The sequence below is a fragment of the Adlercreutzia sp. ZJ176 genome (genome assembly GCF_011038975.1).
GTDB lineage: Bacteria > Actinomycetota > Coriobacteriia > Coriobacteriales > Eggerthellaceae > CAAEEV01.
On record NZ_JAAKEC010000019.1, the window covers coordinates 1 to 25,889 of the forward strand.

Consider the following 25,889-nt stretch of genomic DNA (forward strand, 5'->3'; position numbering starts at 1 on the left):
CCGTTCTTCATCATCTTGGCGCCGCAGACGCCGCATTTTGGGCTAGACACCGCTCACCCCCGACCCGGACTGACTTTTTTCTCGAAAAAGTGTCCCCGAACAGGGGTGTCAAGTGCTTTTGTTACACGCTTTCTTGCCTATAGGGAAGTTGGTCGGCAACAACTCCGGAGGCATGTATGTCTAGCTTGAACTGGGAAGATAGGGTAATTCTTTACACACTTTTCTGCCTATATCCCGCCAACTGGCGAGAAATGCGCGATCTGATACCCCCAAAAGCCTGCCAGCAGAAAGCTCCTTTCGACAAGGCCCGCAAAACCCCTGTTCAGAAGAAATCGCTCTTGCTCAGTCGGGTACTCGAGCGATCTGATACCCCCAAATGGGTATCAGATCGCGCATTTCTCGCCCTTCCCTAAGCAAAAGCGCGCATTCCCTTGTCCGCGCGGAATTGCCCGCGAGACTCCCGCACGCCGTCCTCCGCGCATTCCCGCGCGCCCGCGAACCCTCTGCGCTCCCGCGCGCCCATGTTCTCTCGCGTGGGCGACGTAAAGTGCACCGTCAACCACATCATCCTCCGCGTCCCCGCCCGCGCGCCCGCAACCCTTCCCGCAGCCCGCCGCCTCCCCGCGCCCCGCCCTTCCCACCCTTCGCACTCACGCCGAAACCGCCTCCTTCCCCATTGACAATCGCGATTCCCGCTATAGAATATGAGCACTTACATAGCGTTTCCCCGCTGAAGCGCTCTGGATCCCCTGGCTGACGGCACGTGCCGTCAGCCGAAGGGAAACAGGGCGTGGATGGGGTCTCTGGAGAATCCCGGCAACGGGTGCCGAAGGGGCAAGGCGCTTGGGGAGGCTGCCGCGCATCGCACGCCGCAGCCGCACCGCAAGCGTTGAAACTCTCAGGCCAAAGGACAGAGTGAAGCAATGAGCTTAATCGCGCATTTCTTTTCCCTTCTTCGGGTGTCCTCTGGAGGCTTCGCCGCACTCAACGCGGAGGACTCGCAGGTAACGAGGAACCGAAGGAAGGACAGTTCAATTGGAAAGCTTCTTTGAGTCGTTCAACGAGATCTTGGGCGTTATCGACGACTTCATCTGGGGCGTGCCGCTCATGGTGCTCATCCTGTTCGGCGGCCTGCTGCTCACCTGCCGCCTGAAGGGCCTGCAGTTCAGCCAGCTGCCGCGCGCGCTCCGCTACATGATCAAGAACGAGGAGGGCGGCAAGGGCGAGGTGTCGAGCTTCGCCGCGCTGTGCACCGCGCTGTCGGCCACCATCGGCACCGGCAACATCGTGGGCGTCGCCACCGCCATCGTGGCGGGCGGCCCGGGCGCGCTGTTCTGGATGTGGCTCGCCGCGCTGTTCGGCATGGCCACCAAGTACTCCGAGGGCCTGCTCGCCGTGAAGTACCGCTCCGTGAGCGCAAACGGCCACGTGCTCGGCGGCCCGTTCTACTACATCGAGCGCGGCATGGGCATGAACTGGCGCTGGCTCGCCAAGCTGTTCGCGTTCTTCGGCATGTGCGTGGGCCTGTTCGGCATCGGCACGTTCACGCAGGTCAACTCCATCTCCGGCGCCATCACGGGCTTCTTCGACCCCGAGGGCGCCCACACCGTGAGCCTGCTCGGCATGGACTATTCCATCGCCACCATCGCCGGCTCGCTGCTTCTGGCGCTGCTGGTGGGCCTCGTGCTCATCGGCGGCCTGCGCCGCATCGCCAGCGTGTCCGAGAAGGTCATCCCCGCCATGGTGGTCATCTACGTGGGCTTCTCGCTGGTCCTGATCGTCGCGAACATCACCGCGCTGCCCGCCGCGCTCGCGACCATCTTCCAGAGCGCGTTCGGCCTGCAGGCCGCTGCCGGCGGCGCGCTGGGGGCCATCATCATCGCCATGCAGAAGGGCATCGCGCGCGGCATCTTCTCGAACGAGGCCGGCCTGGGCTCGGCGCCCATCGCCGCCGCTGCCGCGCAGACCAAGGAGCCGGTGCGCCAGGGCCTCGTGTCCATGACCGGCACGTTTTTGGACACCATCATCGTGTGCTCCATGACGGGCCTGGCCATCGTGATGACCGGCGCCTACCAGCTGCCCGGCCTCGAGGGGTCGGCCGTGACCACCGCCGCGTTCCAGGCGGGCCTGCCGTTCATCCCTGGCGAGGCGGTGGCGTTCATCATGATGCTGTGCCTGGTCCTGTTCGGCTTCACCACCATCCTGGGCTGGGACTACTACGGCGAACGCTGCCTCGAGTACTTCTCCAACGGCTCCATGAAGGCCGTGAAGGCGTACCGCTGGCTCTACATCCTCGCCGTGTTCATCGGCCCCTACATGACAGTCTCCGCCGTGTGGACCATCGCCGACATCTTCAACGGCCTGATGGCGCTGCCCAACATGATCGCCCTGATCGCGCTCTCGGGCGTGGTGGCGAAGGAGACGCGCGGCTACTTCGCGCGCCTGAAGGCCGCGAACGGCGTGGAGGCCGCCATGGCGCCGCGTCCCGACGACTCCGAGGACTGGAAGGTGCCGAAGGACCGCTCCGGCGCGGGCGCGGGCGCGGGCACCGCGGGCGCGGGCGCGGGCACCGCGGACACCGCGGGCGCGGGCGCGGGCACCGCGGACTCGGAGCTGGAGCCTGCTACAGCCTAGTAGGCTCCAGCCTAACGCGTCGAAGGACCGCAGGTAGCGCAGCAGCACGGTCTTGAGCTTGAGCTAACTTCGATCTTCGTCGCTGCTTCGTGCGATTTGGCGCGTTCTAACGGCGAAAACTCGACGAAGATCGCCAGAGCGACGCCAACGCGCATGAAAGAGGGCCTGTCCCCAGAAAAAGGGCCTGCTCCCCATTGTGAATAGCAACGGGGAGCAGGCTCTTCGGCATCCTTTGCTACCTGAGCGCGTCGGCCACCTTGCGGGCCGCGGCGGTGATGGTGAGGTCGTTCACGTCCACCACGATGTCGGCGTAGCGCTCGTACAGCGGCTTGCGCTCGTCGTACAGGTCGCGCAGGCTCATGCCGATGCCGCCCTTCATCACCACGCCGCGCTCCGAGAAGTCGGTCAGGCGCGCGCGGAGCTCGTCGTAGCTGATCTGCAGGTACACAACGCGCCCGATCTCGCCGAGGTGCCTCATGGCCTCCTCCGAGTACACCGCCGAGCCGCCCGTGGAGATGATGGTGTGCTTGAAGCTCATCTTGGAGAGCACCTGGTTCTCCACGTCGATGAAGCCCTCGGGGCCGCACGCGTCGATGAGGCGCTGCAGCGTGTTGTCGCACTGCTGCTGGATGAGCAGGTCAGCGTCGACGAAATCGTAGTTCATGATCTTCGCCAGAACGACGCCGAGCGTGGACTTCCCTGCGCCGGGCATGCCGATGAGCACGATGTTGTCGCGTCCCGGCTCGTCAATCTTCTCCTTCATGGCCCTTCCTCACTCCTTCGCCGGCTCGGCGCCCTCGGGCGCCGCCGGCTCGTCTTTCCGCTTCCCGAACCTCTCGGGCAGAACCTCGCTTACCACAATAGCACCAAAGATGAGCGCGAAGCCCGCGATCAGGCGCGGCGTCATCTGCTCGCCGTAGAGCAGCACCGAGAACAACACGCCGAACACCGACTCCAGCGACAGGAGCAGCGAGCCCTGCGCGGGGGGCACGTGGGCCAGCGCCACGTTCTGGAACACGAGCGCCACGCATGACGCGAATACCACCAAGTAGAACAAGTTGAACAGGAACTCCGGCGTGAGCGCGGCCACGTTCGGCGGCGTCTCCGTGAGCGCGCCGATCGCGATGCCGCAGATGCCCCCGACCCAGAACTGGTACACCGTGAGGGCCAGCACGTCGCGGCCCTGCGCGAACTTCGACACGCACGCGATGTGCACCGCGAAGAACACCGCGCACAGCAGCGTCATGAAGTCGCCGAACTCCACCGTGAGCGCCCCCGATGAGAGCGACACCATCCCGACGCCCGCCACGCACATCACAGCCGCCACCAGGTTGAACGCGGTCGGCCGCCTCTTCGCGATCAGCCAGAACACGAACGGCACGATCACGCAGTACGTGGCCGTGAGGAACGCGTTCTTGCCGGGCGTGGTGTGGGCGAGCCCGATGGTCTGAACCCAGAAGGCGAGGAAGTTCAGCACGCCCAAGATGCCGCCCGCCACCAGGTACTCCCTGGTCAGCGCAACGCGCATATGGCGGAAAAACACCGCGGTGAGCACCACGGCCGTGAGCGCGAAACGCACGCCGATGAGCCAGGCGGGCTCGAGCACGCTCACGGCGTCCTTCATCACCACGAAGCTGAAGCCCCAGATGACGGTGGCCACGACGATCATGAGCTTGTACACGATGGCGGGGATGTTCCTCTTTGCGTTCATAGGCCGCCTATTATAGCGGACTTGCCGGCGAAGCCGCGCAGAGCATGAACGAATGTTTCACGTGAAACACTCGGGCAGCGCGCTTGGGATGGGCATGGGGAGGGCGGGCGCGGGAAGGGAGATACGCGGGGCAGGGCGCGACGGGGCGCGGTAGGCGAGACGGGCGGGCGGACGCGGAGCGGAAGATACGTGCGGCAGGCGAAGCGGCGCCCGTTAGGGCATGCGCGGGGCGGGACAGACGAAGCGACGTGCTCGAACGTGCGCGAAGCGAGTGCGAAAGGCCGCGTCCCGCCGCACGTCTCGCCACGCCCGCCGCACGTCTCGCCACGCCCGCCGCACGACCCACGCCCTAACGGGCGCCGCCGCCTGCGCCGAAGCCGCCGCCCCCACCGGCGGAGAAGCCGCCGCCGCACGCGCCGGCGCTGCTGCCCGTGGCGTTGAGGTTGACCGCCGCCGCACGCGCGCCCTCGTACGTCTCGTCGACCGAGGCGTTGATCGTCTCGCTCGCGCTGCGCGCCGCCACGCTGCTTGCGACGTACCACATGTACCACGGCATGAGGAATATGCCGCCGAAGTCGGGCGCGGAACGGAGGTCGGCGTGCGCAACGGCCGCCTCCCAGTCCTTCATCGCCGGCCCCGTCACGCCGAACAAGAAGGCGTACACCATGAGCTCGCTCATCTTCTCCTCGCTCTCAGGCGGGAAGTCCGCGCAGCTCGACGCGTCGCGCATCCAATTGCGCAGCGCCTTCGCGCGCGCCGCGATGTTGTTGCCGCGCTCAGTGCGGCGCGGCATGTAGTTGGCCAGCAGCCCGAGCACCACGAATGTGGGAACCGCGAGCGCCGCCGCGAGCAGCTCGTCTGTCACCGCGGTCATGAGCAGGCCGATCACCAGCACCACGACCGCCGCGGCCGCCAACGCCTTGCGCAGCGTGTAGCCCGCAGGCTCGAAGAACTCCTGCTTCGCGACCTCCTCGGACAGCGCCGCCTGCCACCCCTTCATGCTCTCCACGTAGGCTTCGGGGTTCCGGTCGGCGTGCTCGCGCAGGGACACGAGCCAGAGGGAGGGCTCGCCCGCGGCGACGTCCTCGAACAGCAGCTTCAACGTGGCGCGCTCGACGGGGTCGGTGACCTTGCGCGCCTGGTCGTCGACGCGCACGATGCGGTAGCCCTCGACCTCTTTGCCGAAGCTGTCAGGGTGGGTGCCCGCCTCGATGCGCAGCACGTCGCGGCGCGCGAGGTCGAGCAGCGTGGCGGTGAAGTCATCGGCGCTCTCGTGGTTCCAGCGCCACAGGCGGCCCACCACCGCCGGCCGCATGCCGTGCTCCGGCACGTCGCGCCAGTACTTCTCGGTGAAGTCGGGCGTGTGCTCGCGTCCGAAGCGCAAGAACAGGATCGCGCCGACCGCGAGGATCAGCGCGCACGCGACCACCAGGCCGATGCGGATCCGCAGGTCGTTGACGCGCTGGTTGTTGGCCTGGTCGGTCCACGCCTTCTCCTCGGCCAGCACGGTGTCGAGGCGCGTGGTTCCCTGGTTCGCCAGGCGCGCCTCGGCGTCGAGGTTCGTGAGCCACGACACGGGGAACACCACGCGCGCCTCGGCGTACTGCCCCGCGACCACGCGGGAGACGTCGTAGGTGACGGTGCCGTCCTCGTTGACGGATACCACGCCGTCGAGCGGCCCATGCCCCCACGCGCGCACGTTGCCGCCGGGCTCGACGGTCACGCCAGGGGGGACGGGCAGCACGATGGTAGCCGACACGTTCTCGGAGTCCACCTCACGGCCCTCGCCCACGTACTTCCAGTAGACCTCGGCGATGTCGTCATACGCCTGCACGCCGTTGGCCACGACGTAGTCGATCTCGAAGATCATCTGCGTGTCTTCCCGGTCGAAGAACGCGTAGAGCGTGTTCTGCGCCCGGTCGAACGACCAGGAGTCAGTGCCGGGGCCGCCCTCCTCGCGCCAGCCCACCTTGAACGGCACGGGGTCGAGCGCCAGCCACTCGCCCTCCACGCTGCCTGCGGCGTCGACGTGCGCCATGCGCACCGCGTTGACTGTGACCTCGGCGTTTTGCGGCAGGCCCTGGAACTCCCACCAGACCGCGGTGAACGCGCCGTCGAAGTCGAACGCGCGCTGCTCCACCACGTGGAGCGAGCCGTCGGTCTGGGCCTGAGCCGTGAGGTTCACGCTCGGGCAGCTGTAGGACTTCGCCAAGGCGGACGCGGGCGCCGCCAAGCAGGCCAAACACGCGAGAAACATACATGCGGCGAGCGCGAGGGCGATGCGCACCGCATGGGCGCGAGGTGCGGGCGCCGTCTGGGAGGCGCGAAGCGCAGCTTTCACCTCAGAACCTCCTTGGTCTTTCGTTCGAAAACCACCGTTTGGGGAAATTAGCCCCCATTATACGCCCCGCGGAGATGTGTTTTTCGTTGCATTGGCCGCAGAAGTCGGGTATGATTCTTTATTGCTTGCGGAGAAGTGACCGAGAGGCCGAAGGTGCTCGCCTGCTAAGTGAGTATGCCCCAAAAGGGCATCTAGGGTTCGAATCCCTACTTCTCCGCCATGTTTTTTCTACGCCCCACCTGGGGCGTTTTTCATATCTGGAAGACGGTCAGGGACTCACCCCGTGTGCCCAGAAAATCGTCTGGTCCCTGGTCGCAAGAAAAACCCTCGGGTGGATGAGCCCGGCGGAATATCGCTTATCGTTAGGGTATGCTGCCTAGGGTGTCCAGGAAATCGTCCAGCTCCTCAACCCTCGATTGTTCGCTGACGGTATTCAACCACTGCGTGGAACCCCCCCCTTGCTCGCTAGCGCTCCCAGGGCCAGCGGAGCTTGGTGGACGCCTTCTGCGACTTCTTCTTGTAATGCGGATTGTGCTTCAGGAACACGTGGTTGCACCAGCGCGTGACCAGAAGGCCCACGACGCCCACCATCACGCAGCTCACCGCCAGGTCAAACACGCCGCTGTTGCTCTCGAAGAGCGCGTAGAGCGACGCCAGGCCGAAGAACACCGTGATCGCGCCGCACAGCCACGTGAACGTCGTGACGAGGATCTCCTTCGCGCGCGCCGGCGAGTGGCGGTACGTGACCACCAGGTAGATCACCGCCGCGAGCGCCGCCAGAATCAGGAGAAGCGGAACTATGCGCGTCAGCCGCGCCATCAAACCCAGCATCTCGCCTCTCCTTCCACGCCTTATGCGTCGCCCACGCCGCGCTGACCGTTACCGCTCGAACATATCACACTCTTGCCGCTCGCCGCGCCACGCCGGAATGTTTCACGTGAAACATTCCCGCCGCGCGAGCCGCCCGTTACCGGCGGGGCAGCTTCGCGGAGCGCAGCGACGAGAACGTGGTGGCGCGCGCCCACCATCCGCGCGCCTGCGCGGCGGCGGCCACGGCGCAGGCCGCCGCGAAGTCCTTCATGACGGCAAACGTGGTGGCCCCGCTTCCGCACAGGAGCACCTCGCCCGCGCGCACACCAGGCTGCGCTTCGAGCCAGGCGCGCACCTCGGCGAGCTCGGGAGAGAGCTGCTCCGAGACGGGCGCCAGGTTGTTCACAAGCGGGACCTCTGCCGCGCCTGCGGCGGCGAGCGCCTGCTCGGAGAGGCGCGCGGAAACGAGCTGCGGGCTTTCGTCAAACGCACGGTACGCCGCCGCCGTGGAGACGCCCGCAGGCGGCTTCACCAGGACGACCGAGTCCTTTCGCGGGGAGAGCGCGCGGCCGAACACCTCGCCCGCGCCCGTGAACAGCGCGCATCCGCCGTAGAGGAAGAACGCCACGTCGGCGCCGAGGCTGCGCGCCACGCCCGCTACCGTATCGTCGTCAGACGCAAGCCCCCAGAAACCAGCCATCGCCACCAGCGCGGTGGCCGCGTTCGACGAGCCTCCGCCCAACCCGCCCTCGTGGGGGATGTTCTTCTCGACGCGAACGGAGACCTGCTCGCGCTGCGTGCGGCCAAGCGCGCAGGCCAGCGCGTCGATCGCCTTGAAGATGATGTTCTCGCGCGCGGGGATGCGCAGCGGCTTTAACCCCGCGGCCGCGGCCTTGTCGGCCAGGTCGATGCTCACGAGCACGTTCTGCCCGGGTCCGCCGACGGCAAGGTGGTCCTTTCCCTCCGCGCCCTCGAACGCCTCCGCTCCCGCGGGCGCGCAGCGCACGTACATCACGTCGTGCAGAGTCACTGCGTGCATGACGTTCGTCACGTCGTGGTAGCCGTCCGACCGGCGCGCGCCCACGCCCAAAAACAGGTTCACCTTCGCGGGCGAGACCAGCTTGATCGACCCCGCTCCCAAGAACGTGTCAGCCGACCACTGGGCGTCGCGGGCAATCGCGAGCATGTCAACTTTCGGAGCTTCGCTCACTTCTTCTTCCTCCTGCTTGCAAAGAAATCTCGCAGCATGCCGACGCACTCGTCTCGCATGACGCCCGGCGTTACCGCGAACTGGTGGTTGAGCCGCTCATCGGCGTGGACGGAGTACAGCGTGCCGAGCGCGCCGGCCTTCTGGTCAGGCGCTCCGTACACGCAGCGGCTGACGCGCGCCTGGTGCATGAGGCCCGCGCACATGATGCACGGCTCAAGCGTCACGTACACCGTGCAGTCGGTGAGCCGCCATGCGTCGAGCACGCGCGCCGCCTCGCGCAGGGCGAGGAACTCCGCGTGGCCGGCGGGGTCACGCATCGTCTCGCGCAGGTTGTGGGCGCGCGCGATGACACGCGGCTCGGCGGTGGGGCGACGTGTGCCGCGGTCGATGGGCCCGTACACCACCACTGCGCCGATGGGGACCTCGCCCGCGTCCGCCGCGGCGCGCGCCTCCTCGAGCGCGAGCCGCATGTAGGCCGCGTCCGCCGCTGCGTCGATCCTGCTTGTGTTCTCTTGGTTGTCCATGAGGTGATTATATCCGTTCGCGCGAGGCTTACAGGGCGCAACGCGAGGCGCAGCCGAAGACACCGCCGTTGCCCGAGGCGATCTGACTCAAGCGAGGCAAACGCTGCCCTTCGACGACGCGGCGACGCGGGTGGACGCGAAGGGCAGCGCGAGGCGCAGCATCTAAGGCGTCGCGAGAATGTGGTATCCTGTAACGCGCACGGAGGCGTGGCCGAGTGGTTGAAGGCGGCAGTCTTGAAAACTGTTGTGCCGCGAGGTACCGTGGGTTCGAATCCTACCGCCTCCGCCATGTGAAACTTCTGGGCCAGCAAAAGCCCTGGCAAGAAAAGCCCACCGCGACAGGCGATGGGCTTTCTGTTGTCAGGGGTGTTTCTTCAAACTCGCCAGCTTCTCCTCCAGGTGGGCGTAGTGCTCCTTCTCCTCCCTCGTCCAAGGGCCGAACAGCACCTCCTGCAACGCCTCGCTGGCCGTGCGCGTCTCGCCCTCCACGGGGTACAGGCGCTCGCGCGAGCGCGCATACAGGCAGATCTCGTCGAACAGACCCGTCTGCTCCAAGGCGCTGAGGTTGCCTACGATGTCTCGGACGATCTTGTCGTGGTGCTTCGGGTCGGTCGCGCGGGGAACCGTGCCCGCGATGCGCATGAGCTCGTAGCGCACCTGGCAGCTGACCAGCGATATCTCGGGCTTCACCGCCATGAGCGCCAGCGAGACGCCGTAGCCGCGTGCGCGGAGCAGCGTGGCCGTCTTGACGGGGACCTCCGCGGTGCGCAGCGTCCCCTCGATGATGAGGTTGTACCTCATGGCTGAGAGCGCGCCGATGAGCGCCTCGGTCATCCTGCCTGCCCACGGCGCGGTATGCGTCACCGCTTCGGGACCGTAGGCTTCGTTGAGCTCGTAGTAGCGCGGGTGGCTCGAGCGGTACTCGTCGCCGTTCACCACGATGGCCCCCTGGCCGAGCTTCTTCTTGTACACCATGTGGAGCGCAGTCTTGCCCGCGCCGCTCTGCCCCCCGAGCAGAACAGCCTGCGGATGCCGATACGGCTTGACGCACGGAGGAGCGATCAGCTTCTTCAACGTCGCGGTGAGCGCCGCCTCGAACTCCGCATCGGTGAAGCGCGCCAACTCGCCTTCCATCATGCGACCTTTGCGTGGTGAAGCTGCGCGAAACGGCCTATGGCCTCGATTTGCCCGCGCAGCTCCGCGAGCTTGATCTCGCTGGCGTATTCCTCCGTCGTGATGTTGTACTTCGCAAGGCTCACCTGGGTGGCGGCGTCTTCGTAGATGAGCGCGCTCGTCTCGTCACCCGCATCGCGAGCAGCGCGGCTCATCCGCCAGAGATCCGCCATAATCTCAGCCGCCTGCTCGTTCAGGATCTCCTGCGTGAGGGTGATCTCGTAGATGTCGTTGATGTCCATGACTTCACCTTCCTCGTCAAACATGACCTCGGAGTAGATGATCCGCTCGGTTCGCTCGCGCTGGTCCTGCGAGATGCGGCTGCCGTCACGCTCAAGGCAGTCGAGCATGAACGCCGGGATGTTGGCCGCGCGGATGAGGTTGGCGTTCGCGCGCGTGGGCTTCTGCCCGTTCTCATAGCGCACGATGCTAGCCTCGCCGATGCCGAGGACGCGCGCGAACGCCTTCTGGGTCAGGCCGTACCTGCCGCGAATGCGCTTGATGTCCTGCGGAGTGAGCTCGTCTCCCATGGCTTCCTTCTTTCTATCATTTGATAGTTTATGATAGGTCTTATGATAGCACCTTGAGGAACGAAAAAGGAGCCCGAAGGCTCCTCTTCAAAGTAATTTCGCGCCCACTTCACATACGGGCGGGCGCCAAAGCGGGGCGGGGCGGCGGGAGTACCGCGCCCTGCAGCTCGCCCGACGAGGCGGGACAGCAGGAACGCCGCACCGTCAGCTTGCCCAATGCCGCGCGGGCACCAGGCTTCGCCCTCGTCGCCTCCCGCGGGCCACCGGTCGCTCCCTACAGCTCCTCGACCAGCAGCGCGTCCGAGTACTCGACGCCGTCGCGCTCGCACTGGAGCTGCTTGCGCCGGCGCATGCACACCGACGCCACGCCGCCGGCCGGGTTCAGAAAGTAGCTCTTGTAGCCGCAGTTTCCGTAGCCGCTGCACGAAAGGCACTTGATGTCCTTGAGCTCGAAGCCGTCGAGCACCGCGTCCGTCAGCGTCCTGATCTTGCCTCCTGCCGGAGTCTTCGGCGCATCTGCCATGTCAATCCCCTCACCCTCGGGTCGTTTCTCGCTGCGGGGTATTATAGCGCGCTCGAGGAAGACGAGGGGGAACGCAGCGGCAAACGAACCCGCCGGCGCAGGTCAGGCGCCCGCGGGGAACCAGACGAGGGGCGGCGGGGAAAGCGGAACCACGGGCAGGGGCGGGAAGCCCGCCGGCGCATTCGAAGCCCCGCACGCCGCTTACCGCTCGGCGATGGGCTTGTACTCCCGGCGCGTCGAGTGGGTGTTCTTGTACGCGGGGCGGATGATGCGCTTGCCCGCGCTGATCTCCTCGAAACGGTGCGCCGCCCAGCCCGCCATGCGCGCGCAGGCGAACAGCGGCGTGTAGAGGTCCTCGGGAATGCCCATCATGGCGTACACGAAGCCCGAGTACATGTCCACGTTCGCGCACATCGTCTTCTTCGTGCCGCGCTCGCGCACGAGCACCTCGGGCGTCAAGCGCTCGATCGCGCACAGGAGCTCGTACTCGGCCTCGTACTCCGTGCCGCGAGCGAGCTGCTCGGCGAAGCGCTTGCAGATCACCGCGCGCGGGTCGGACAGCGTGTACACTGCGTGCCCCATGCCGTACACGAGGCCCGTCTTGTCGTACGCCTGCTTGTTCACGATGCGCGCGAGGTAGGCCGCCACCTCGTCGTCGTTGTCCCAGTGCTCGACGTTCTCCTTGATCTCGGCCTGCATGGCGCGCACCTGGTGGTTCGCGCCCCCGTGGCGGTGCCCCTTGAGCGAGCCGATGGCCGCCGCGTACGCCGAGTACGGGTCGGTGTCGGCCGAGGACAGCACGCGCGTGGTGAAGGTGGAGTTGTTGCCGCCGCCGTGCTCCGCGTGCAGGCACAGCATGATGTCGAGCATGCGCGCCTCCTCGCCGGTGAACTGTCGGTCGGGGCGCAGCATGGACAGGATGGTCTCGGCGCTCGACTGCCCCGGGATGAAGCGGTGCATGATCATGGACTCGTGCTCGTAGCGGGCGCGCTTGGAGTAGTACGTGAGCACCATGATGCGCGGCAGGCGGCTGATCAGCGACAACGCCGTGTGGATCTCGTGGCTCGGCGTGCGGTCCTCGGCGTGCTCGTCGTAGGCGTACAGCTGCAGCACCGAGCGCGCGAGCACGTTCATGATGTCGGGCGGCGTGTCGCGCATGAGCATGGAGCCCGTGAAGCCGTCGGGCAGCTCGCGCTGCGAGTCGATCACCTCGATGAAGCTCGCGAGCTGCGCCTGCGTGGGCAGCTCGCCCATGAGCAGCAGGTAGCACAGCTCCTCGTAGCGGAAGCGCTGACCGGAGATGTGCTCGCCCAGAAGGTCGTACAGCTCGTAGCCGCGCAGGCGCAGCGAGCCCTCGTCGGGACGGCGCTCGCCGTCGCTTATCACGTAGCCGTGCACGTTGGAGATGTTCGTCATGCCCACCAGCACGCCCGTGCCGTCGGCGTTGCGCAGGCCGCGCTTGACGTCGTAGCGCTCGTAGAAGCTCGGGTCGATGCGGTTGACGTCGCGGAAGTTGTCGTACAGGCGCACGCGGCGCGCCTCTTCCTCGCTGATCTCGATGGGCTCGACCTCGTCAACGCTCGCAGGGTTCACCACGCGAATGGGCGTCTCGTCAATAAGCAGCGCCACAGCAGCCTCCTTTCGTCTTTTCCCGCAATTCTACCGAAGCGCAGGGGAGCCTTGCGCCAACCCATAACTTGCGCAGCAAAAAACCAGCTCGGCGTAACGCGGCTGAAACGTTGCCGCAGGCAGGAGGGACGGGGCGCACCGCCCCGCATCCCTCGGCACCCAGCCGTAATGAATGCGGAGAAATCTACACAAATTAGCGGTTGACTTCCCTACGGGGGGATGTTTTAATACTCCTTGCTGTTCGGAAGTGCGCCGTTACCTCAGCTGGATAGAGGGACTGACTACGAATCAGTACGTCGGGGGTTCGAATCCCTCACGGCGCACCACTTTTTCAGCAAGCAGAACCCGCAACGACTGGCATTCAGCACGTGCGGTTTTTTTGTATCCGGAACAATGTAAGGAGAACGTACTTGAAGGTTCGAAAACCGAAGCCTCACAGTATGTAATCTTCCGACTTCCCTCCCTTCGCGTCGGCAGTCGGAAGACGACTGCGGCGACATGACCTGCACCACCGCGCACGCCAGGCTCATGCCATTCAACACGTAAGGGACTATCACATGCTCTATCTGTCGCAAATGGCGGGAAAGCCCGTCGTTGACCAGTCAGGCGAGAAGATCGGCACGATCTCCGACCTGGCCATCTCAACGGGCGAGGTGTTTCCGCGCATCACGAGCCTGGCCTTCCAGGGGCCGGGCAGAGTGCCGTTCATGATCTCGTGGCGCAAGTACGTCGACAAGTTCGACGACGACGGCATCACGCTCTCCGTCGACGCGCACGACATCCGCTTCAGCTACCTGCAGCCCAACGAGGTGCTGCTCGCGCGCGACCTGCTCGACCGCCAGATCGTGGACACGCAAGGCATGAAGGTCGTGCGCGTGAACGACCTCAAGCTGTCGCAGTCGGGCACGCAGCTGCGCCTGCTCGGCGCCGAGGTGGGCGTGCGCGGCATCCTGCGCGGCCTGCACCCGCTCGTCGAGCGCGGCGTGGTGGCGGTGGCGAAGCTGTTCAAGAAGCGCATCGACGAGCAGATCATCGCGTGGAACTACATGGACCTGCTCGACCGCGACCTCTCCAAGGTGCAGCTGTCCGTCACGCACCGCCGCCTCGACGAGCTGCACCCCGCCGACGTGGCCGACATCCTCGAGCAGCTCGACCCCCAGCAGCGCGCCGCCGTGTTCGAGCACCTCGACGACGCCCGCGCCACCGAGGCCATCTCCGAGATGGAGGACGAGCTGCAGGCCGAGTTCATCGACGACCTGGACGACGCCCGCGCCGCCCGCCTCATCGGCGACATGGACCCCGACGACGCAGCCGACATCGTGCGCGACCTCCCCTACGAGAAGGCCGAGACGCTGCTGCGCCTCATGGGCATGGAGGACGCCACCGAGATCCGCCGCCTGCTCGGCTACAAGGACGGCACCGCCGGCGGCATGATGACCACGCAGTACGTGGCCTGCCCCGCCGACACCACCGTGCGCGGCGCCATCGAGGCGCTGCGCGAGCTGCCCGACGACCACCCCACCGTGCACTACGTGTACGTGACCGACGACTACGACAAGCTCGTGGGCGTGCTGTCGCTGCGCACGCTCGTGCTCACCGACGACGACACGCTCCTGCGCGACGTCATGTACGACGAGATCATCTCGTGCAGCCCGAGCGAGACCGAGGAGGACGTCGCAGCCGACATCTTCAAGTACGACATCCCGGCCATGCCCGTGGTGGATGAGCGCGGCGCGCTGCTCGGCATCGTCACCACCGAGGACGCGTGGGACGCCATCGAGGACGACGTGTCGAGCGAGAAGACGCAGGCGAGCCTGCTCAAGGGAATGGGCATCGCGCTCGCGGCCCTTCTGTTCCTGACGCTCTACACGCTCACGCTCATCCAGATACTCGACGCGACCGGCTTCCGCGGCTTCGGGGCGTGATCGCATGACGTTCAGCGGGAAGAAGCTCGGGCGGCTCGCCGACATCGCGCGCAAGCCGAAGGCGACGTCAGCCGAGCTCAGCAAGGCAGCCGGTGCAGGCGCAGGCGCAAGCGATGCGGGCGCGGGCAGCGCGGGCGCGGGCGGCGCCAACGCGGGCATCACCGGCGCGGAGCAGGCGCCGACCGAGAAGCCCAAGAGCAAGCTCTGGCTCATCCTGGCGGCCATGGGTCCCGGCATCATCACGGCCATGGCCGGCAACGACGCCGGCGGCATCTCCACCTACTCCACGGCCGGCGCGACCTTCGGCTTCGGCACGCTGTGGGTCATACCCATCATGTGCGTGCTGCTCATCGTGGTGGAGGTCACCGCGGGGAAGATGGGCGCCGTCACGGGCAAGGGGTTCGCCGCGCTCATCCGCGAGCGCTTCGGCATCCGCCTGACCGCGCTCGCCATGCTGGCCCTGCTCGTGGGCAACGTGGCCACCACGTTCTCCGAGTTCGCGGGCATCGCGAGCGGCATGGAGATGTTCGGCGTGTCGAAGTACGTATCGGTGCCGGTGGCGGCGTTCGCCGTGTGGCTTTTGGTGGTGGGCGGCTCGTACAAGCGCGTGCAGAACGTGTTCCTGGCGCTGTCGCTCGTGTTCGTCACCTACATCGTGGCGGCGTTCATGGCGCAGCCGAACTGGGAGGAAGCCGCGCTGGCCACGGTCATCCCGCACCTGCAGGGCCAGACGAGCTTCATCTCGCTCGTCATCGCCATGGTCGGCACCACCATCGCGCCCTGGATGATGTTCTTCTCGCAGAGCAACGTGGTGGAGAAGGGCCTCACGCCGAAGGACCTGTTCTCGCAGCGCGTCGACGCGGTGTCGGGCACCATCGCGGCGTGCCTGGTGGCGTGGTTCATCATCGTGACCACGGGCGCGGTGCTCTTCCCCGCCGGCATCCAGATCGACAGCGCCGCCGACGCCGCCCGCGCGCTCGCGCCCTTCGCCGGCCAGTACGCCGAGGCGCTGTTCGCCATCGGGCTTGTGGCCGCGTCGTTCCTGGCGGCCTGCGTGCTGCCGCTCACCACGGCGTTCGTGATCTGCGAGGCGTTCGGCTGGGAGGCTGGCGTGTCGTTCAAGTGGAAGGAAGCGCCGCTGTTCAAGAGCATCTTCACGTTCGTGATCGCGTTCTCCGCGCTCGTGGTGCTCATCCCGAACATCAACCTGCTGTCGGTGATGCTCACCGCGCAGTTCGTCAACGGCGTGATCCTGCCGGTGTTGCTGGCGTTCATGGCGATCATCGCCGCCGACAAGCACGTCATGGGCGAGTTCCGCTCGAAGCTGGTGTCGAAGGTGCTGCTGTGGGCCACCGTCGCCGTCGTGGCCGCCCTCACCGTGGCCCTCTTCGTGATGCAGCTCCTGGGGATGGCGTAAAGGGGCTCGGACGCGGGAGCGCGGAGGAGCGCGGATGCGCCGAAGGGCACCGCGAGCTCCGCGGCGCGAAAGCACAGCGAGGGGCGCAGGACGGCTTGATTCCGCTCCCCTGCGCCCCGCGCCAGCGTCACCCTACAGAACCAGCAGGACCGCCTTCACCAGGTTGGCCATTCCGCTGTAGAAGCCGTTGCTGTCGTCGTGCGAAACCAGGTCGTCACACGCCTGGCCGACCCACTTGTCCAGGTGGTCCTCCTTGAGGACCTGGGCGAAGGCGAAGAGCTGCCGAGCCCCCTGCTCGTCTCCCCTCTTCGCAGCAGCGCCGGCGTCGCGGTTGAGCTTCACGTACAGGGCCAGCTCCATGGCGAGATGGTCCTCGGGCTCGGCGAAGTCCTGCGGCTTCGCGAAGCCGACCTCCTTCATCAGATCCGCGATGGCGAAGTACTGCTTGCTGTAGAGCGTCTTCTCCGTGCTGCGATACACCGACTCGAAGGGGGCGATGGGGTCAGTTGACACGCCGAGGAACAGCTCGGCGTACCCCGCGTCGAGGTAGTCCTTCCAAAGCGCCTGGTCCTCGGCTTCCTCGCGCGAGCGCAGGGCCTTCGTCAGCTGGCGCCGCGCGCGGTCAGCCAGCTTCTGCGCCTCTTCCGGCAAGCCCTCCAGGGGGCTCTCCGCATACGTCTCGATCGAGCCGAACAGAGCCTCGTCCGCCTCGCGCTCGAACGCGCGGGCAGCGATCGACAGCGCCTCGACGAGGCGCTCCCTCTCCTGCAAATCAAGTGACCCCATGAGCCTCTCCTCCTTGTTCGTCGTTCCTTCTCGCACCTGCCGCGCCGGGCATCAGTCCAGGATGCACACCGGCTTCAGGCAGTCACGCTGCTTCTTCGCCCACAGGCACTCCTCCATCTGCTCGAGGCCGTGGAAGACGTGCGTCGCCAGCGGCGTGGGGTCGAACTTGCCGAGCTCGATCATCCGCAGGTAGCGGTCGAACAGCACGCGGCCGCCCGTGCACTGCCAAGCGCGGATGTTCTGCGTCTTCATGCCCGAGTTCCACGCAGCGGGCGGGATGACCACGTCGTCGTAGTAGGCGTTGAGGCTGCACACCTCGCCGCCGCCGCGCGTGACGTCGAGGGCCTGCGCCACCACCGAGGCGGGTCCGCCGCCGATGATGCTCACGTCGACGTTGCCGCCGTTGAGCTCCCTGATCTGCGCGACCACGTCGCCTTCCTTGTAGCTCACCACGTCAGTCGCGCCCCAGAGCCGGGCGATCTCCGCGCCCTTCGGGTTGGTCCCCACCGCAAAGATGCGCCCCGCGCCCTTGAGCGCCGCGGCGGCTATCGCGCAGAGGCCGATGGGGCCGATGCCGAACACCACCACGGAGTCGCCGAGCATGATGGGCGTGTTCTCCACGCCGTGCCACGAGGTGGACACCATGTCAGTCACCATGACAGCCTGGATGTCTGTCACGTTGTCGGGGATCTTCGAGCAGTTCATGTCGACGTCGCGCACGCGGAAGAACTCGCCGTACACGCCGTCCCGGTCGAGGCACCAGTCGAAGGCCATGCCCCCGCGGCTGAACTGCGCCCATCCCTGCTGCGCCTCGACGGAGCGCCACGAGGGCGTCACCGGGGGCACGCACACGCGGTCCCCTGGCTTGAAGTACTCGACTTCGCTGCCCACGCGCTCCACAACGCCGACGCCCTCGTGCCCCACGAAGCGGCCGACCGCCGGGGGCATGATAAGATCCTCGATTATCTCGTAGTCCGTCTCGCACACCGAGACGGCCGTTGTGCGAACGATCGCCTCGTAGGGGCCGGGCTCCACGTCGGGACGCTCCCCCAAGGCGACCTTCCCCTTCTCAACAAGCTTCAAGCCCTTCATACCGCACTCCCTTCGTTGCCAAAGTCTCCATCAGGGCGGGGCCGCGCCGCCGCGCCGCATCGCCGCGCCGCATCGCCGCGCCACGTCGCCGTCGCGCCGCACGACGCGGCCCCGCCTTTCGCAAAGGGCCTAGCCTTCTTCGTTCTTGGAAAGGGCCAGCGCCTCCTGCACGCTCGCCGCCTTCATGACGAGCTTGCCGTAGCCGATGCGCTCCTCAGCGCTCTCGACGTCCTCGTACTCGAACTGGGGCGGCAGGTCTTCGCCGCGGTCGCGCAAAAGCTCCATGGCGCGGTCGACGTCGTAGGGCACGATGTCCTTGCGCGGGTTGACCGGCTTGAACACCACGGCGGGCTTCACGAAGGTGCCGTCGGGCATGTCAGGCAGCGCCTTGAGCGTGCCGTACTTGGCCTCCATGTCCTCGAGCGTGCCGAAGTCGAGCGCGCGGCCCGGGCACGACATGACGCACACGGGGAGCTCGCCCTGCTCGAGGCGGTCGTAGCACATGTCGCACTTGCTCATGGGCGTGCCGGCCGCGTCGTCCTCGTACTGGGGGGCGCCGTAGGGGCAGGCCTTCCAGCAGTTGCGGTCGCCTTCGCACAGGTCCTCGTCAAGGAGCACGGCGCCGTACTTGTCCTCCTTGAACAGAGCGTGGTGCGTGCACGCGTCAACGCACACGGGGTTCTCGCAGTGGTAGCACGTGGCGAACAGCGTGTTCATGCGCAGGGTGGGCCAAACGCCCTTCTCCCACTGAAGCAGGCGCAGCCACTTCACCGGACCCGGCTGGATGTCGTTCCAGTCACGGCAGGCGACAACGCACGCATGGCAGTTGTAGCAGCGGTTCTGGTCGAAGAAAAACGCGTACTGGGTCATTATTCCACTCCTTCGCACTCGATGCTGAAGCCCTTGCCCTCCACGTTCGTGATGTCGATCATGCCGGCGCACAGCAGGATGCCGCGGCGATGGTTGTAGTCCTCAGAGGGGATGAGGAAGTTGCAAGAGCCGGCGCGGTCGATGCCCTCGGGCATGATCTCGGTCTTGAGGTGGGACGGATCGTAGTTGCGCCCGAAGATCATGCAGGCGATGCCCGGGGTCAGGCGGCTCGTGACGTAAGCCGGCACCAGGCACTGGCCGACCTCGTTGTGGGCGAGCACCATGTCGCCGTCCTTGATGCCGCGCTTCGCCGCGTCGGCGGCGGAGATCCACACGTCCATGCGGTACTCGTCGCGGAACCAGGGGTTCTCGTCCTGGCAGAAGTGCTGGCGGTAGAACGCGTGCGGCGTGATCATGTACAGCGGGTGCTTGTTCACGAGCGCGCTCAAGGGGCTGACCTCGGTCTGCTTGTAGTGGCCGATGGGCTCCATGAAGCCCTGGCCCAGGCACTTGGTCTTGTAGGCGACGTCGTGGTAGTCGTGCTCCTCGATGAAGCGCGAGATGATCTCGATCTTGCCCGACTCCGTCTGGAACGGCTTCTTGCCCTCGCACTCGTCGCGCAGGCACACCCAGTAGTCACCCTCGACGGGTCTGATGAAGTAGGGCTCCTTGCGGAACTCCTCCCACGTGGGCGGGTCGAGCGGCTTGATCTCGTCCTTCTCGCGCCACGCCTCGAAGTTCTTGCGCGCCATGTCCTCCAGGACGCCGTCGAGGTCCTCCCACTTCACGCCCTTGATCTCCGGGCAGTAGTAGTCGGCCACGCACGCGCCGTCGGGATCGCCCGGGATCTGGATGCGCTCGGCGACCTCCTTCAGGATCCACAGGCGCGAGCGGCACTCTCCCGGCGGGTCGATGACCTTGCCCATGCCGATGAAGTAGTTGCCCGCCGCCGGGGAGAACGCGGTGTTGAACGAGTAGCCCTGCAGCACGAAGTTGTCGCCGCCGCCGCCCTCGAAGAACTGGTGGGCGAGCGGAAGCACGAGGTCGGAGTACCACGTCATGGTGGTGGCCCACGTGTAGGCCGAGTAGGCCACGAACGGGGTCATGAGGACCGCCTGCAGGCGGGCGCTCGAGTCGTAGTAGTTCGGGATCATGTTGCGCGGGTTGACCGTCTGCCAGATCATCTTGATGTTCGGGGCCGTCTCGTTCTGCGGGCAGCCGACGATGCGCTTGTAGTCGGCGAGGCTGATCTCGCCGTCCTCGTAGCGCTTGTGCTCGAGGATGGCGCGGTGCCAGATCTCGCCCTCGATGACGCAGTGCTCCTCCACCTTGTCGAAGCGCTCGCCGTAGAAGTTCATGTCGGGGACGGGGAAGTGCTTCTGCACGCCGAAGTCCATGCCCGTGCCGATGCAGCCGTTGCGTCCGAGGTTGCCCGTGAGGATGCGCAGGTAGTTGTCGAGGCGCGCCGGGTCCTCGCCGCCGAGGATGCGGGTTGCGGCCCACACCATGCGCATGTACACCGGGCCGTCAGCGCACAGGCGCGCGATGGCCGCGATGGTCTCGGCGGGCACGCCGCAGATGGCCTCGGCCCACTCGGGCGTCTTCGCCACGCCGTCGTAGTCGCCGAGGATGATCTTCTTCCAGCGCTCGAAGCCCTCGATGTCGACGTTCTTCTCGATGAACTCCTTGTTCTCGAGCCCCTCGGTTATGATGACGTAGGCCATGGCCTCGAGCATGGCGGAGTCAGTGGACGGACGGATGGGAATCCACTGGTCGGCCAGATGCGCGGTCCAGGTGTAGCGGGGGTCGATGTAGATCAGCGGAATGCCCTTGTCGCGCGCCAGGTTGAAGTAGTACGCGAACTCGGGGTAGTTGAGGTACACGTCGAAGCCCCACAGGACGATCGCCTTGGAGTCGAACAGGGTCATGGCCTCCGTGCCGCCGTCGAAGGTGGCCGCGTCCATGGTCAGCGGGCGGCCGAACTGGTACGTGTCGGCCAGGTCGTGCGGCTCGTAGGAGTCGACGCCCCAGATGGCCAGCGCGCCGCCGGGCATGAACTGGCCGATGTAGTCAGTGGACCCGCCCATGAGGCCGTCGCAGTACACGCTCATGGGGCCGTACTTCTCGCGGGTCTCGACGTACTTCTCGGCGATCATGCTGAGCGCCTCGTCCCAGCTGATGCGCTTGAACTTGCGCGACCCCTTCGGGCCGACGCGCAGCATGGGGTACTTGATGCGGTTGGGCGAGTACACGTCCTTCCTCCAGCCGCGGCCGCGCGTGCAGGCGCGGTGCTGGAACATGCCCTTGCGGAACTCCTCCTCGTCAAAGTAGGCGTCCTCGCGCGCCACGTTCGGGTGGACGATGTTGTCGGTCTCGATCGCCGTCAGCACCCCGTCCTTCTTGTGGCACTTGAGCAAGCACATGTCGAAGCAGCCGTTCTGGCAGCACGTGCAGTACTCGATCTCCTCGTCGACGTGCTTCTTCATCAGCTTCGCGCGCACTGCTTCAAGTTGTCCCTCGTCGGGACCGAAGTTGTTCTTGAGCTCCGTCATTGTTGCACTCCTCTCGTTTTCTCTCCTTGACTTCGCCTCGGGCCCGCAACCCCCTTCCGTCTCCCGCGGCCCGAAGCCCTTTCCTTCCCTTGCGCCAAGCCGCCAAGCGGCAGCTTTTTCTCATAGTTCCAATCGCCCGCCGGCCGCCTTCGGCCGCCGGGGCGTCCCTGCGCCTAACGAGGCTCGTCACCGCGCCGGCGTCACCTTGCGGACCGCGCCGTAGGGGCACGAGACCACGCACATCCCGCATCGCTGGCAGAGCCGCCCGACGATGTTGCCGGGCTTGCCGAACCGCCCCTTTATCGCGTTGCCGGGGCAGGTGAGCAGGCAGCAGCGCTCCCCCTGGCAGCGCACCTGGTCGATCTCGTACGAGACGAGGTCGCGGCACACCAGGCCGGGGCACGCGCCGCGCACATGCGCAGCGAACTCCTCGGGGAAGTAGCGCAGCGCCGACAGGACCACGTTGGCGGCGCTTCCGCACAGGCCGCACAGCGCGCTGCGCGCGATGGCCTGCGCGGCCGCACGCAGCTCCTCGACCTGGCTCTCGCAGGCGGATCCCTGCGTGAGGGCCTCGAGGATCTCGATGCAGCGGCCGGCGTGGGCGAGACACGAGCAGCATTGGCCGCAGGCCTCGTCGCGGGAGAACCGCATGAAGTACAGCGCCATGTCGACGACGCATTGGTCGTGCCCGATGACGACGAACCCTCCCGAGCCCATGATGGCGCCGAGCTCGACGAGCGACTCGTAGTCGATGGGCGCGTCGGCGAGGGACGCTGGCAGAAGGCCGCCCGAGGGCCCGCCGATCTGCACGGCCTTGAACTCCCCCGCGCGCCCGATCCCGCGCGCCAGCGCGCCGACCGACGTGCCGAGCGGCACCTCCGCCAGCCCGCAGCGCTCCACGTCTCCCACGACGCTGAAGAGCTTCGTCCCCGGGCACGCCGACGTGCCCACGCTCCGGTACGCCTGCGCGCCGCGCGCGACCACGAGCGGGACGCTTGCGAGCGTCTCGACGTTGTTGACGCAGGTGGGCCTTCCCTTCAGGCCCTTCTCGGCCGGATAGGGCGGGCGCTTGCGCGGGCGGCACACGCCGTCCTCGAGGACGCGCAAAAGCGCGGTCTCCTCGCCGTTGAGGTACGCGCCGGCGCCGCGCACCACCCGGACGTCCAGGCTGAAGCCCGAACCGAGGACGCGCTCCCCCAGCACGCCCGCGGCATACAGCTGGGCAACCGCCTCTTCGAGCGTGCGGCAGGCGAGCGGGTACTCGGCGCGCACGAACAGGTAGGCGCGCCGCGCGCGGACGGCGTAGGCGGCGATGATGACCCCTTCGAGCACCCGATGGGGGTTGCTCTCGAGCAGGCTCCGGTTCATGTACGCGCCCGGGTCGCCCTCGTCCCCGTTCATGACCACGAGGGAGAACGCGTTGTCCGCGCCGTCCGCGCCGTCCGCGTTGCCTGCGCCGTCCGCGCTGTCCGCGCTGCCTGCGCCGTCCGCGTTGCCTGCGTTGTTGTCCGCGCTGCCTGCGCCGCCTGCGTCGTCCGCGCTGCCTGCGCCGCCTGCGTCGTCCGCGTTGCCCCCGGCGGCCTTGAGCGCCTCGACGGCCTGGGCGCACTGCCGCCACTTCGCGCCCGTCGGAAAGCCCGCGCCGCCGCGGCCCCGCAGGCCGGACGCCTCGACGAGGGCGATGACCTCCTCGGGGCTCGAGGAGAGGGCCTTCTCGAGGGCCTCATAGCCCCCGAGGGCGCGATACTCCTCCAAAGAGCGCGGGTCAATGCAGCCGCTCTCGCCCATGACCAGGCGAACCTGGCTCTCGAGGGCCTCCTGCATGTCGAGTTCTCCAGCGAGGGCGCCCGGGATATCCGGGGCTCCCGGGGCGCCGTCGCTGCAGCCGCGCGCAAGCCGCGCGATCTCGACGGCTTGGCGCGCATCGACGTTGCCGAAGTAGCGCGAGCCCGCACCCGGCCTGCTCACGCCCACCAGCGGCTCGGCGTAGCACAGGCCCATGCACCCGACGCCCACCACGTCGACGTCAGCGTCCGCCAGCTCCTGGCGCAACGCAGCGTACACGTCCTTCGCCCCGGCGGCTATCCCGCACGACCCCAGGCCGACCGTGACGCGCACCCTGCCCGCCTGGGCCGCGAGCGCGGCGGATGCGTCAGCCATGCCCCAACTGGCCTCTGCGGCGCGGCCAGCCTCCGCGACGCGGGCCGCCTCGCGGGCCACCTGCTCATTCCCCACAGCGACCCGCCTCCTCGAGCGCGACGCGCGCATGCTCGATCACGCCGTCGGCGTTCGCCGTCTTCACCCGGCCATAGGCCGTCCCGGCGACAACCGCCACGGGCGCGACGCTGCACGCGCCGACGCAATGCACGAGGCGCAGCGTGAAGAGCCCGTCGGGCGTCGTCTGGCCGACCTCGATTCCCAGCTTGTCCGCGATCGCCTGCGCGAGGCGAACGGCCCCTTGGGTGTGGCAGGCCGTCCCGTCGCACACCTCGATGACGACCTTCCCCACCGGCTCCGTCGAAAGCGTCTTGAAGAAGCGCGCCGACGCGACGAGCTCCTCGTACGGCACGTCGCAGAGGTCAGCGATGGCGCGCAGCGCCTCTTCAGGCAGGTAGCCGCACTCGTCCTGCACGTCGTTGAGCAGGCCTATGACGCGGCCGACGTCATCCGGATAGCGCCGCGCAAGCTGCTCCACGCGCTGGGAGAGCATCTGGCCGGGCACGTCAGCAGCGGGACGAGTGCTTGCGCCGTCAGCGACAGCGGCAGCGGGGGTGGCGAACGCGTCAGGCACGGTGCCCACCTGTTCCCTCGCCGTTTCCCCACGGCGCGTGCGCGCGCGCCGACTTCCCCGCCTCGATGCCCGCGGCGTGGCGCTCAAGCAGGAAGTAGAGGAACAACTCCTCCTGGGCCCCGTCCCCTCCGACGGCGAGCTCGATGTGCTCCAGGCGATACAGGAGCGTGTTGCGGTGGATGTTCAGGGCGGCAGCCGTGGCCTTCTTGTTCCTCCCCGACAAGATGTAGTGCCGCAGCGTCTCAAGGTACTCGGTCCCGTTCTCCGCGTCCTCCCTTCGCAGCGCGCGCACGACCGTCGGCACGACGAGCCCCAGCCCGACGCGGCTCGTCACCTCGTCAAGCACGATGTCCAAGAGGAAGTCGTCGTAGTGGTAGACCGTCTTGTCGGGCTTTAGGGCCTCCCCGATGCGCAGCGCGCTGTCAGCCTGCCACCGATGGTCGGCGAGGTCGTCGATGCAGGAAAAAGGACGACTGCAGCCGCACACGGCCCCGAGCTTCTTCATGGCGCTCGCAGCCGCGTGGTACGCCTCGGAGTTGCGGTAGTCGGCGGGAACGCTCCCCGTCAAAAGGTAGAGCGTGCCGTCGCAGACCGCTTGGGCAACCGACCCGAAGTACTGCTCGAGCTCGCTTCCCAGATACCGCTCAAGCGCCTTCTCGTAGGGGTTGCGCATCTTGGCGCTGATGAGCAGGTACGGCCCGGGGAGCTGGCTTGTGAACTGCGCGCGCATGCTCGCGCGCTCCTCGCCTTCGCACAGCGTCCCGCCCAACATGCCGTAGAGGAACGCCGTGGAGAAGTCCAGCCGCTTCGACCGGGCGCCGACCTCCATCTCGGCGAGGAAGGAGTACGTCTCGGCGATCGCCTCAATGGCCGCGTAATGCCACGGCTCCACTTCGCAGCCCGTGGTCAGCGCGCTCACGAAGCCGGCGACCGAGTCCTTCGTGCGGATGAGCGCGGTCAGGCGCGCCCTGCCCGCATAGTGGCCCCAGTCGGTCAGGATAGGAGCTTTGGCCTCCATGTGCCGGGCGAAGTGGTCGTCTTCGCGAAACGTCTCGAGGAAGCGCGGCTCTATCTGGAAGTTGACGCGGTTCGCGTCCCACTGCTCGTCGCCGAGCGGCTCGTTCGGCCACTTCGCGATCACCACGAAGGCGGCGTCCGTGGCAACCACGGGCATCTTGAGGAAGCCATGCGAGACCTTCGCGATCTCCATGGCGCTTCTCTTGCTCAAAGCAGCAAAAAGGGAGCCGTACAGTTCTGCGTTGACCATAGCCACCCCCACTCCTCTTTCACGAGCGGAGACAAGATTCCTCGTCTATCTTGCATCTGCCCGAGACCCAGCCACGCGCATTGAGGACAGCATACACGCGCGAA

Annotated in this window: 20 protein-coding genes, 3 tRNA genes and 1 riboswitch; of the genes, 6 read left to right on the forward strand and 17 right to left on the reverse strand. The window is 66.8% G+C overall.

Translation table 11 applies throughout. The annotated features are described in order from the left end of the window. Positions 1–793: 793 nt before the first annotated feature. A riboswitch (glycine riboswitch) is annotated at positions 794–924 on the forward strand. A 111-nt stretch (positions 925–1,035) separates the two neighbouring features. Beyond that, entirely contained in the window at positions 1,036–2,634 is a 1,599-nt protein-coding gene (locus G7Y50_RS10100) for a sodium:alanine symporter family protein (RefSeq protein ID WP_255464149.1), read from the forward strand. 235 nt (positions 2,635–2,869) lie between these two features. On the opposite strand, the gene G7Y50_RS10105 is transcribed toward G7Y50_RS10100, so the two are convergent. The 3 genes from G7Y50_RS10105 to G7Y50_RS10115 form a co-directional block, all read right to left on the reverse strand. After that, positions 2,870–3,397, reverse strand: a complete 528-nt coding sequence (locus G7Y50_RS10105; RefSeq protein ID WP_165056549.1) for a shikimate kinase — start codon at positions 3,395–3,397, stop codon at positions 2,870–2,872. 9 nt (positions 3,398–3,406) lie between these two features. Continuing rightward, positions 3,407–4,345, reverse strand: a complete 939-nt coding sequence (locus G7Y50_RS10110; RefSeq protein ID WP_165056550.1) for a DMT family transporter — start codon at positions 4,343–4,345, stop codon at positions 3,407–3,409. A 349-nt stretch (positions 4,346–4,694) separates the two neighbouring features. Then, the gene (locus G7Y50_RS10115; protein ID WP_165056551.1) at positions 4,695–6,686 is read right to left on the reverse strand and encodes a DUF2207 domain-containing protein; all 1,992 of its coding nucleotides are present in this window, start codon (positions 6,684–6,686) and stop codon (positions 4,695–4,697) included. Between the two features lie 129 nt (positions 6,687–6,815). On the opposite strand from G7Y50_RS10115, the gene G7Y50_RS10120 reads away from it, so the two are divergent. After that, positions 6,816–6,906: transfer RNA gene (locus G7Y50_RS10120), tRNA-Ser, on the forward strand. Between the two features lie 245 nt (positions 6,907–7,151). On the opposite strand, the gene G7Y50_RS10125 is transcribed toward G7Y50_RS10120, so the two are convergent. From G7Y50_RS10125 to G7Y50_RS10135, 3 genes are all read right to left on the reverse strand, one after another. Beyond that, a complete protein-coding gene (locus G7Y50_RS10125) occupies positions 7,152–7,517 on the reverse strand; it encodes a guanylate cyclase (RefSeq protein WP_241156611.1) in 366 nt (121 codons plus the stop codon). 136 nt (positions 7,518–7,653) lie between these two features. Further along, entirely contained in the window at positions 7,654–8,706 is a 1,053-nt protein-coding gene (locus G7Y50_RS10130) for a 4-(cytidine 5'-diphospho)-2-C-methyl-D-erythritol kinase (RefSeq protein WP_241156612.1), read from the reverse strand. Next, a complete protein-coding gene (locus G7Y50_RS10135; RefSeq protein WP_241156613.1) occupies positions 8,703–9,230 on the reverse strand; it encodes a nucleoside deaminase in 528 nt (175 codons plus the stop codon). The genes G7Y50_RS10130 and G7Y50_RS10135 overlap by 4 nt, the downstream gene beginning before the upstream one ends. Positions 9,231–9,431: 201 nt before the next feature. On the opposite strand from G7Y50_RS10135, the gene G7Y50_RS10140 reads away from it, so the two are divergent. Continuing rightward, positions 9,432–9,519: transfer RNA gene (locus G7Y50_RS10140), tRNA-Ser, on the forward strand. Between the two features lie 71 nt (positions 9,520–9,590). Here G7Y50_RS10140 and G7Y50_RS10145 read toward each other — a convergent pair. From G7Y50_RS10145 to G7Y50_RS10160, 4 genes are all read right to left on the reverse strand, one after another. Further along, a complete protein-coding gene (locus G7Y50_RS10145; RefSeq protein ID WP_165056568.1) occupies positions 9,591–10,364 on the reverse strand; it encodes a zeta toxin family protein in 774 nt (257 codons plus the stop codon). Continuing rightward, a complete protein-coding gene (locus G7Y50_RS10150) occupies positions 10,364–10,933 on the reverse strand; it encodes a helix-turn-helix domain-containing protein (protein ID WP_165056552.1) in 570 nt (189 codons plus the stop codon). Before G7Y50_RS10150 ends, G7Y50_RS10145 begins: the two co-directional genes overlap by 1 nt. A gap of 274 nt (positions 10,934–11,207) precedes the next feature. Then, the gene (locus tag G7Y50_RS10155) at positions 11,208–11,456 is read right to left on the reverse strand and encodes a hypothetical protein (RefSeq protein WP_165056553.1); all 249 of its coding nucleotides are present in this window, start codon (positions 11,454–11,456) and stop codon (positions 11,208–11,210) included. A 201-nt stretch (positions 11,457–11,657) separates the two neighbouring features. After that, positions 11,658–13,010: a citrate/2-methylcitrate synthase gene (locus G7Y50_RS10160; RefSeq protein ID WP_165056569.1), complete on the reverse strand. Its 1,353-nt coding sequence runs from the start codon at positions 13,008–13,010 to the stop codon at positions 11,658–11,660. A 324-nt stretch (positions 13,011–13,334) separates the two neighbouring features. Between G7Y50_RS10160 and G7Y50_RS10165 the strand changes: the two genes are divergently transcribed. From G7Y50_RS10165 to G7Y50_RS10175, 3 genes are all read left to right on the forward strand, one after another. Then, positions 13,335–13,411, forward strand: a tRNA-Arg gene (locus tag G7Y50_RS10165). Between the two features lie 231 nt (positions 13,412–13,642). Beyond that, positions 13,643–15,010: a magnesium transporter gene (locus tag G7Y50_RS10170; protein ID WP_165056554.1), complete on the forward strand. Its 1,368-nt coding sequence runs from the start codon at positions 13,643–13,645 to the stop codon at positions 15,008–15,010. A 4-nt stretch (positions 15,011–15,014) separates the two neighbouring features. Further along, a complete protein-coding gene (locus tag G7Y50_RS10175) occupies positions 15,015–16,427 on the forward strand; it encodes an NRAMP family divalent metal transporter (RefSeq protein ID WP_165056555.1) in 1,413 nt (470 codons plus the stop codon). Between the two features lie 132 nt (positions 16,428–16,559). Here the strand turns inward: G7Y50_RS10175 and G7Y50_RS10180 are convergent, their stop codons facing one another. The 7 genes from G7Y50_RS10180 to G7Y50_RS10210 form a co-directional block, all read right to left on the reverse strand. Next, complete coding sequence (locus G7Y50_RS10180; RefSeq protein ID WP_165056556.1) at positions 16,560–17,213, reverse strand: molecular chaperone; 654 nt, start codon at positions 17,211–17,213, stop codon at positions 16,560–16,562. 51 nt (positions 17,214–17,264) lie between these two features. Continuing rightward, positions 17,265–18,305: an alcohol dehydrogenase catalytic domain-containing protein gene (locus tag G7Y50_RS10185; RefSeq protein WP_165056557.1), complete on the reverse strand. Its 1,041-nt coding sequence runs from the start codon at positions 18,303–18,305 to the stop codon at positions 17,265–17,267. A 129-nt stretch (positions 18,306–18,434) separates the two neighbouring features. After that, positions 18,435–19,175 carry a 4Fe-4S dicluster domain-containing protein gene (locus tag G7Y50_RS10190; RefSeq protein WP_165056558.1) on the reverse strand — a complete coding sequence of 247 codons (741 nt, stop codon included), beginning with the start codon at positions 19,173–19,175 and terminating at the stop codon, positions 18,435–18,437. Then, complete coding sequence (locus tag G7Y50_RS10195) at positions 19,175–21,727, reverse strand: molybdopterin-dependent oxidoreductase (RefSeq protein ID WP_165056559.1); 2,553 nt, start codon at positions 21,725–21,727, stop codon at positions 19,175–19,177. The genes G7Y50_RS10190 and G7Y50_RS10195 overlap by 1 nt, the downstream gene beginning before the upstream one ends. 186 nt (positions 21,728–21,913) lie before the next feature. Continuing rightward, positions 21,914–23,962: an NADH-ubiquinone oxidoreductase-F iron-sulfur binding region domain-containing protein gene (locus G7Y50_RS12205; RefSeq protein ID WP_165056560.1), complete on the reverse strand. Its 2,049-nt coding sequence runs from the start codon at positions 23,960–23,962 to the stop codon at positions 21,914–21,916. Further along, positions 23,952–24,527, reverse strand: a complete 576-nt coding sequence (locus G7Y50_RS10205; RefSeq protein ID WP_165056561.1) for an NAD(P)H-dependent oxidoreductase subunit E — start codon at positions 24,525–24,527, stop codon at positions 23,952–23,954. Before G7Y50_RS10205 ends, G7Y50_RS12205 begins: the two co-directional genes overlap by 11 nt. Further along, positions 24,511–25,785 carry a CdaR family transcriptional regulator gene (locus G7Y50_RS10210; RefSeq protein WP_165056562.1) on the reverse strand — a complete coding sequence of 425 codons (1,275 nt, stop codon included), beginning with the start codon at positions 25,783–25,785 and terminating at the stop codon, positions 24,511–24,513. The genes G7Y50_RS10205 and G7Y50_RS10210 overlap by 17 nt, the downstream gene beginning before the upstream one ends. Between the last annotated feature and the right edge of the window lie 104 nt (positions 25,786–25,889).

What these genes read in the sequence shown, in the direction of transcription:
- G7Y50_RS10105 (WP_165056549.1), bottom strand. Translation starts at nt 3,397, where the DNA reads ATGAAGGAGAAGATTGACGAGCCGGGACGCGACAACATCGTGCTCATC.
- G7Y50_RS10110 (WP_165056550.1), bottom strand. Translation starts at nt 4,345, where the DNA reads ATGAACGCAAAGAGGAACATCCCCGCCATCGTGTACAAGCTCATGATC.
- G7Y50_RS10125 (WP_241156611.1), bottom strand. Translation starts at nt 7,517, where the DNA reads ATGCTGGGTTTGATGGCGCGGCTGACGCGCATAGTTCCGCTTCTCCTG.
- G7Y50_RS10135 (WP_241156613.1), bottom strand. Translation starts at nt 9,230, where the DNA reads ATGGACAACCAAGAGAACACAAGCAGGATCGACGCAGCGGCGGACGCG.
- G7Y50_RS10145 (WP_165056568.1), bottom strand. Translation starts at nt 10,364, where the DNA reads ATGGAAGGCGAGTTGGCGCGCTTCACCGATGCGGAGTTCGAGGCGGCG.
- G7Y50_RS10150 (WP_165056552.1), bottom strand. Translation starts at nt 10,933, where the DNA reads ATGGGAGACGAGCTCACTCCGCAGGACATCAAGCGCATTCGCGGCAGG.
- G7Y50_RS10155 (WP_165056553.1), bottom strand. Translation starts at nt 11,456, where the DNA reads ATGGCAGATGCGCCGAAGACTCCGGCAGGAGGCAAGATCAGGACGCTG.
- G7Y50_RS10170 (WP_165056554.1), top strand. Translation starts at nt 13,643, where the DNA reads ATGCTCTATCTGTCGCAAATGGCGGGAAAGCCCGTCGTTGACCAGTCA.
- G7Y50_RS10175 (WP_165056555.1), top strand. Translation starts at nt 15,015, where the DNA reads ATGACGTTCAGCGGGAAGAAGCTCGGGCGGCTCGCCGACATCGCGCGC.
- G7Y50_RS10180 (WP_165056556.1), bottom strand. Translation starts at nt 17,213, where the DNA reads ATGGGGTCACTTGATTTGCAGGAGAGGGAGCGCCTCGTCGAGGCGCTG.
- G7Y50_RS10185 (WP_165056557.1), bottom strand. Translation starts at nt 18,305, where the DNA reads ATGAAGGGCTTGAAGCTTGTTGAGAAGGGGAAGGTCGCCTTGGGGGAG.
- G7Y50_RS10190 (WP_165056558.1), bottom strand. Translation starts at nt 19,175, where the DNA reads ATGACCCAGTACGCGTTTTTCTTCGACCAGAACCGCTGCTACAACTGC.
- G7Y50_RS10195 (WP_165056559.1), bottom strand. Translation starts at nt 21,727, where the DNA reads ATGACGGAGCTCAAGAACAACTTCGGTCCCGACGAGGGACAACTTGAA.
- G7Y50_RS10210 (WP_165056562.1), bottom strand. Translation starts at nt 25,785, where the DNA reads ATGGTCAACGCAGAACTGTACGGCTCCCTTTTTGCTGCTTTGAGCAAG.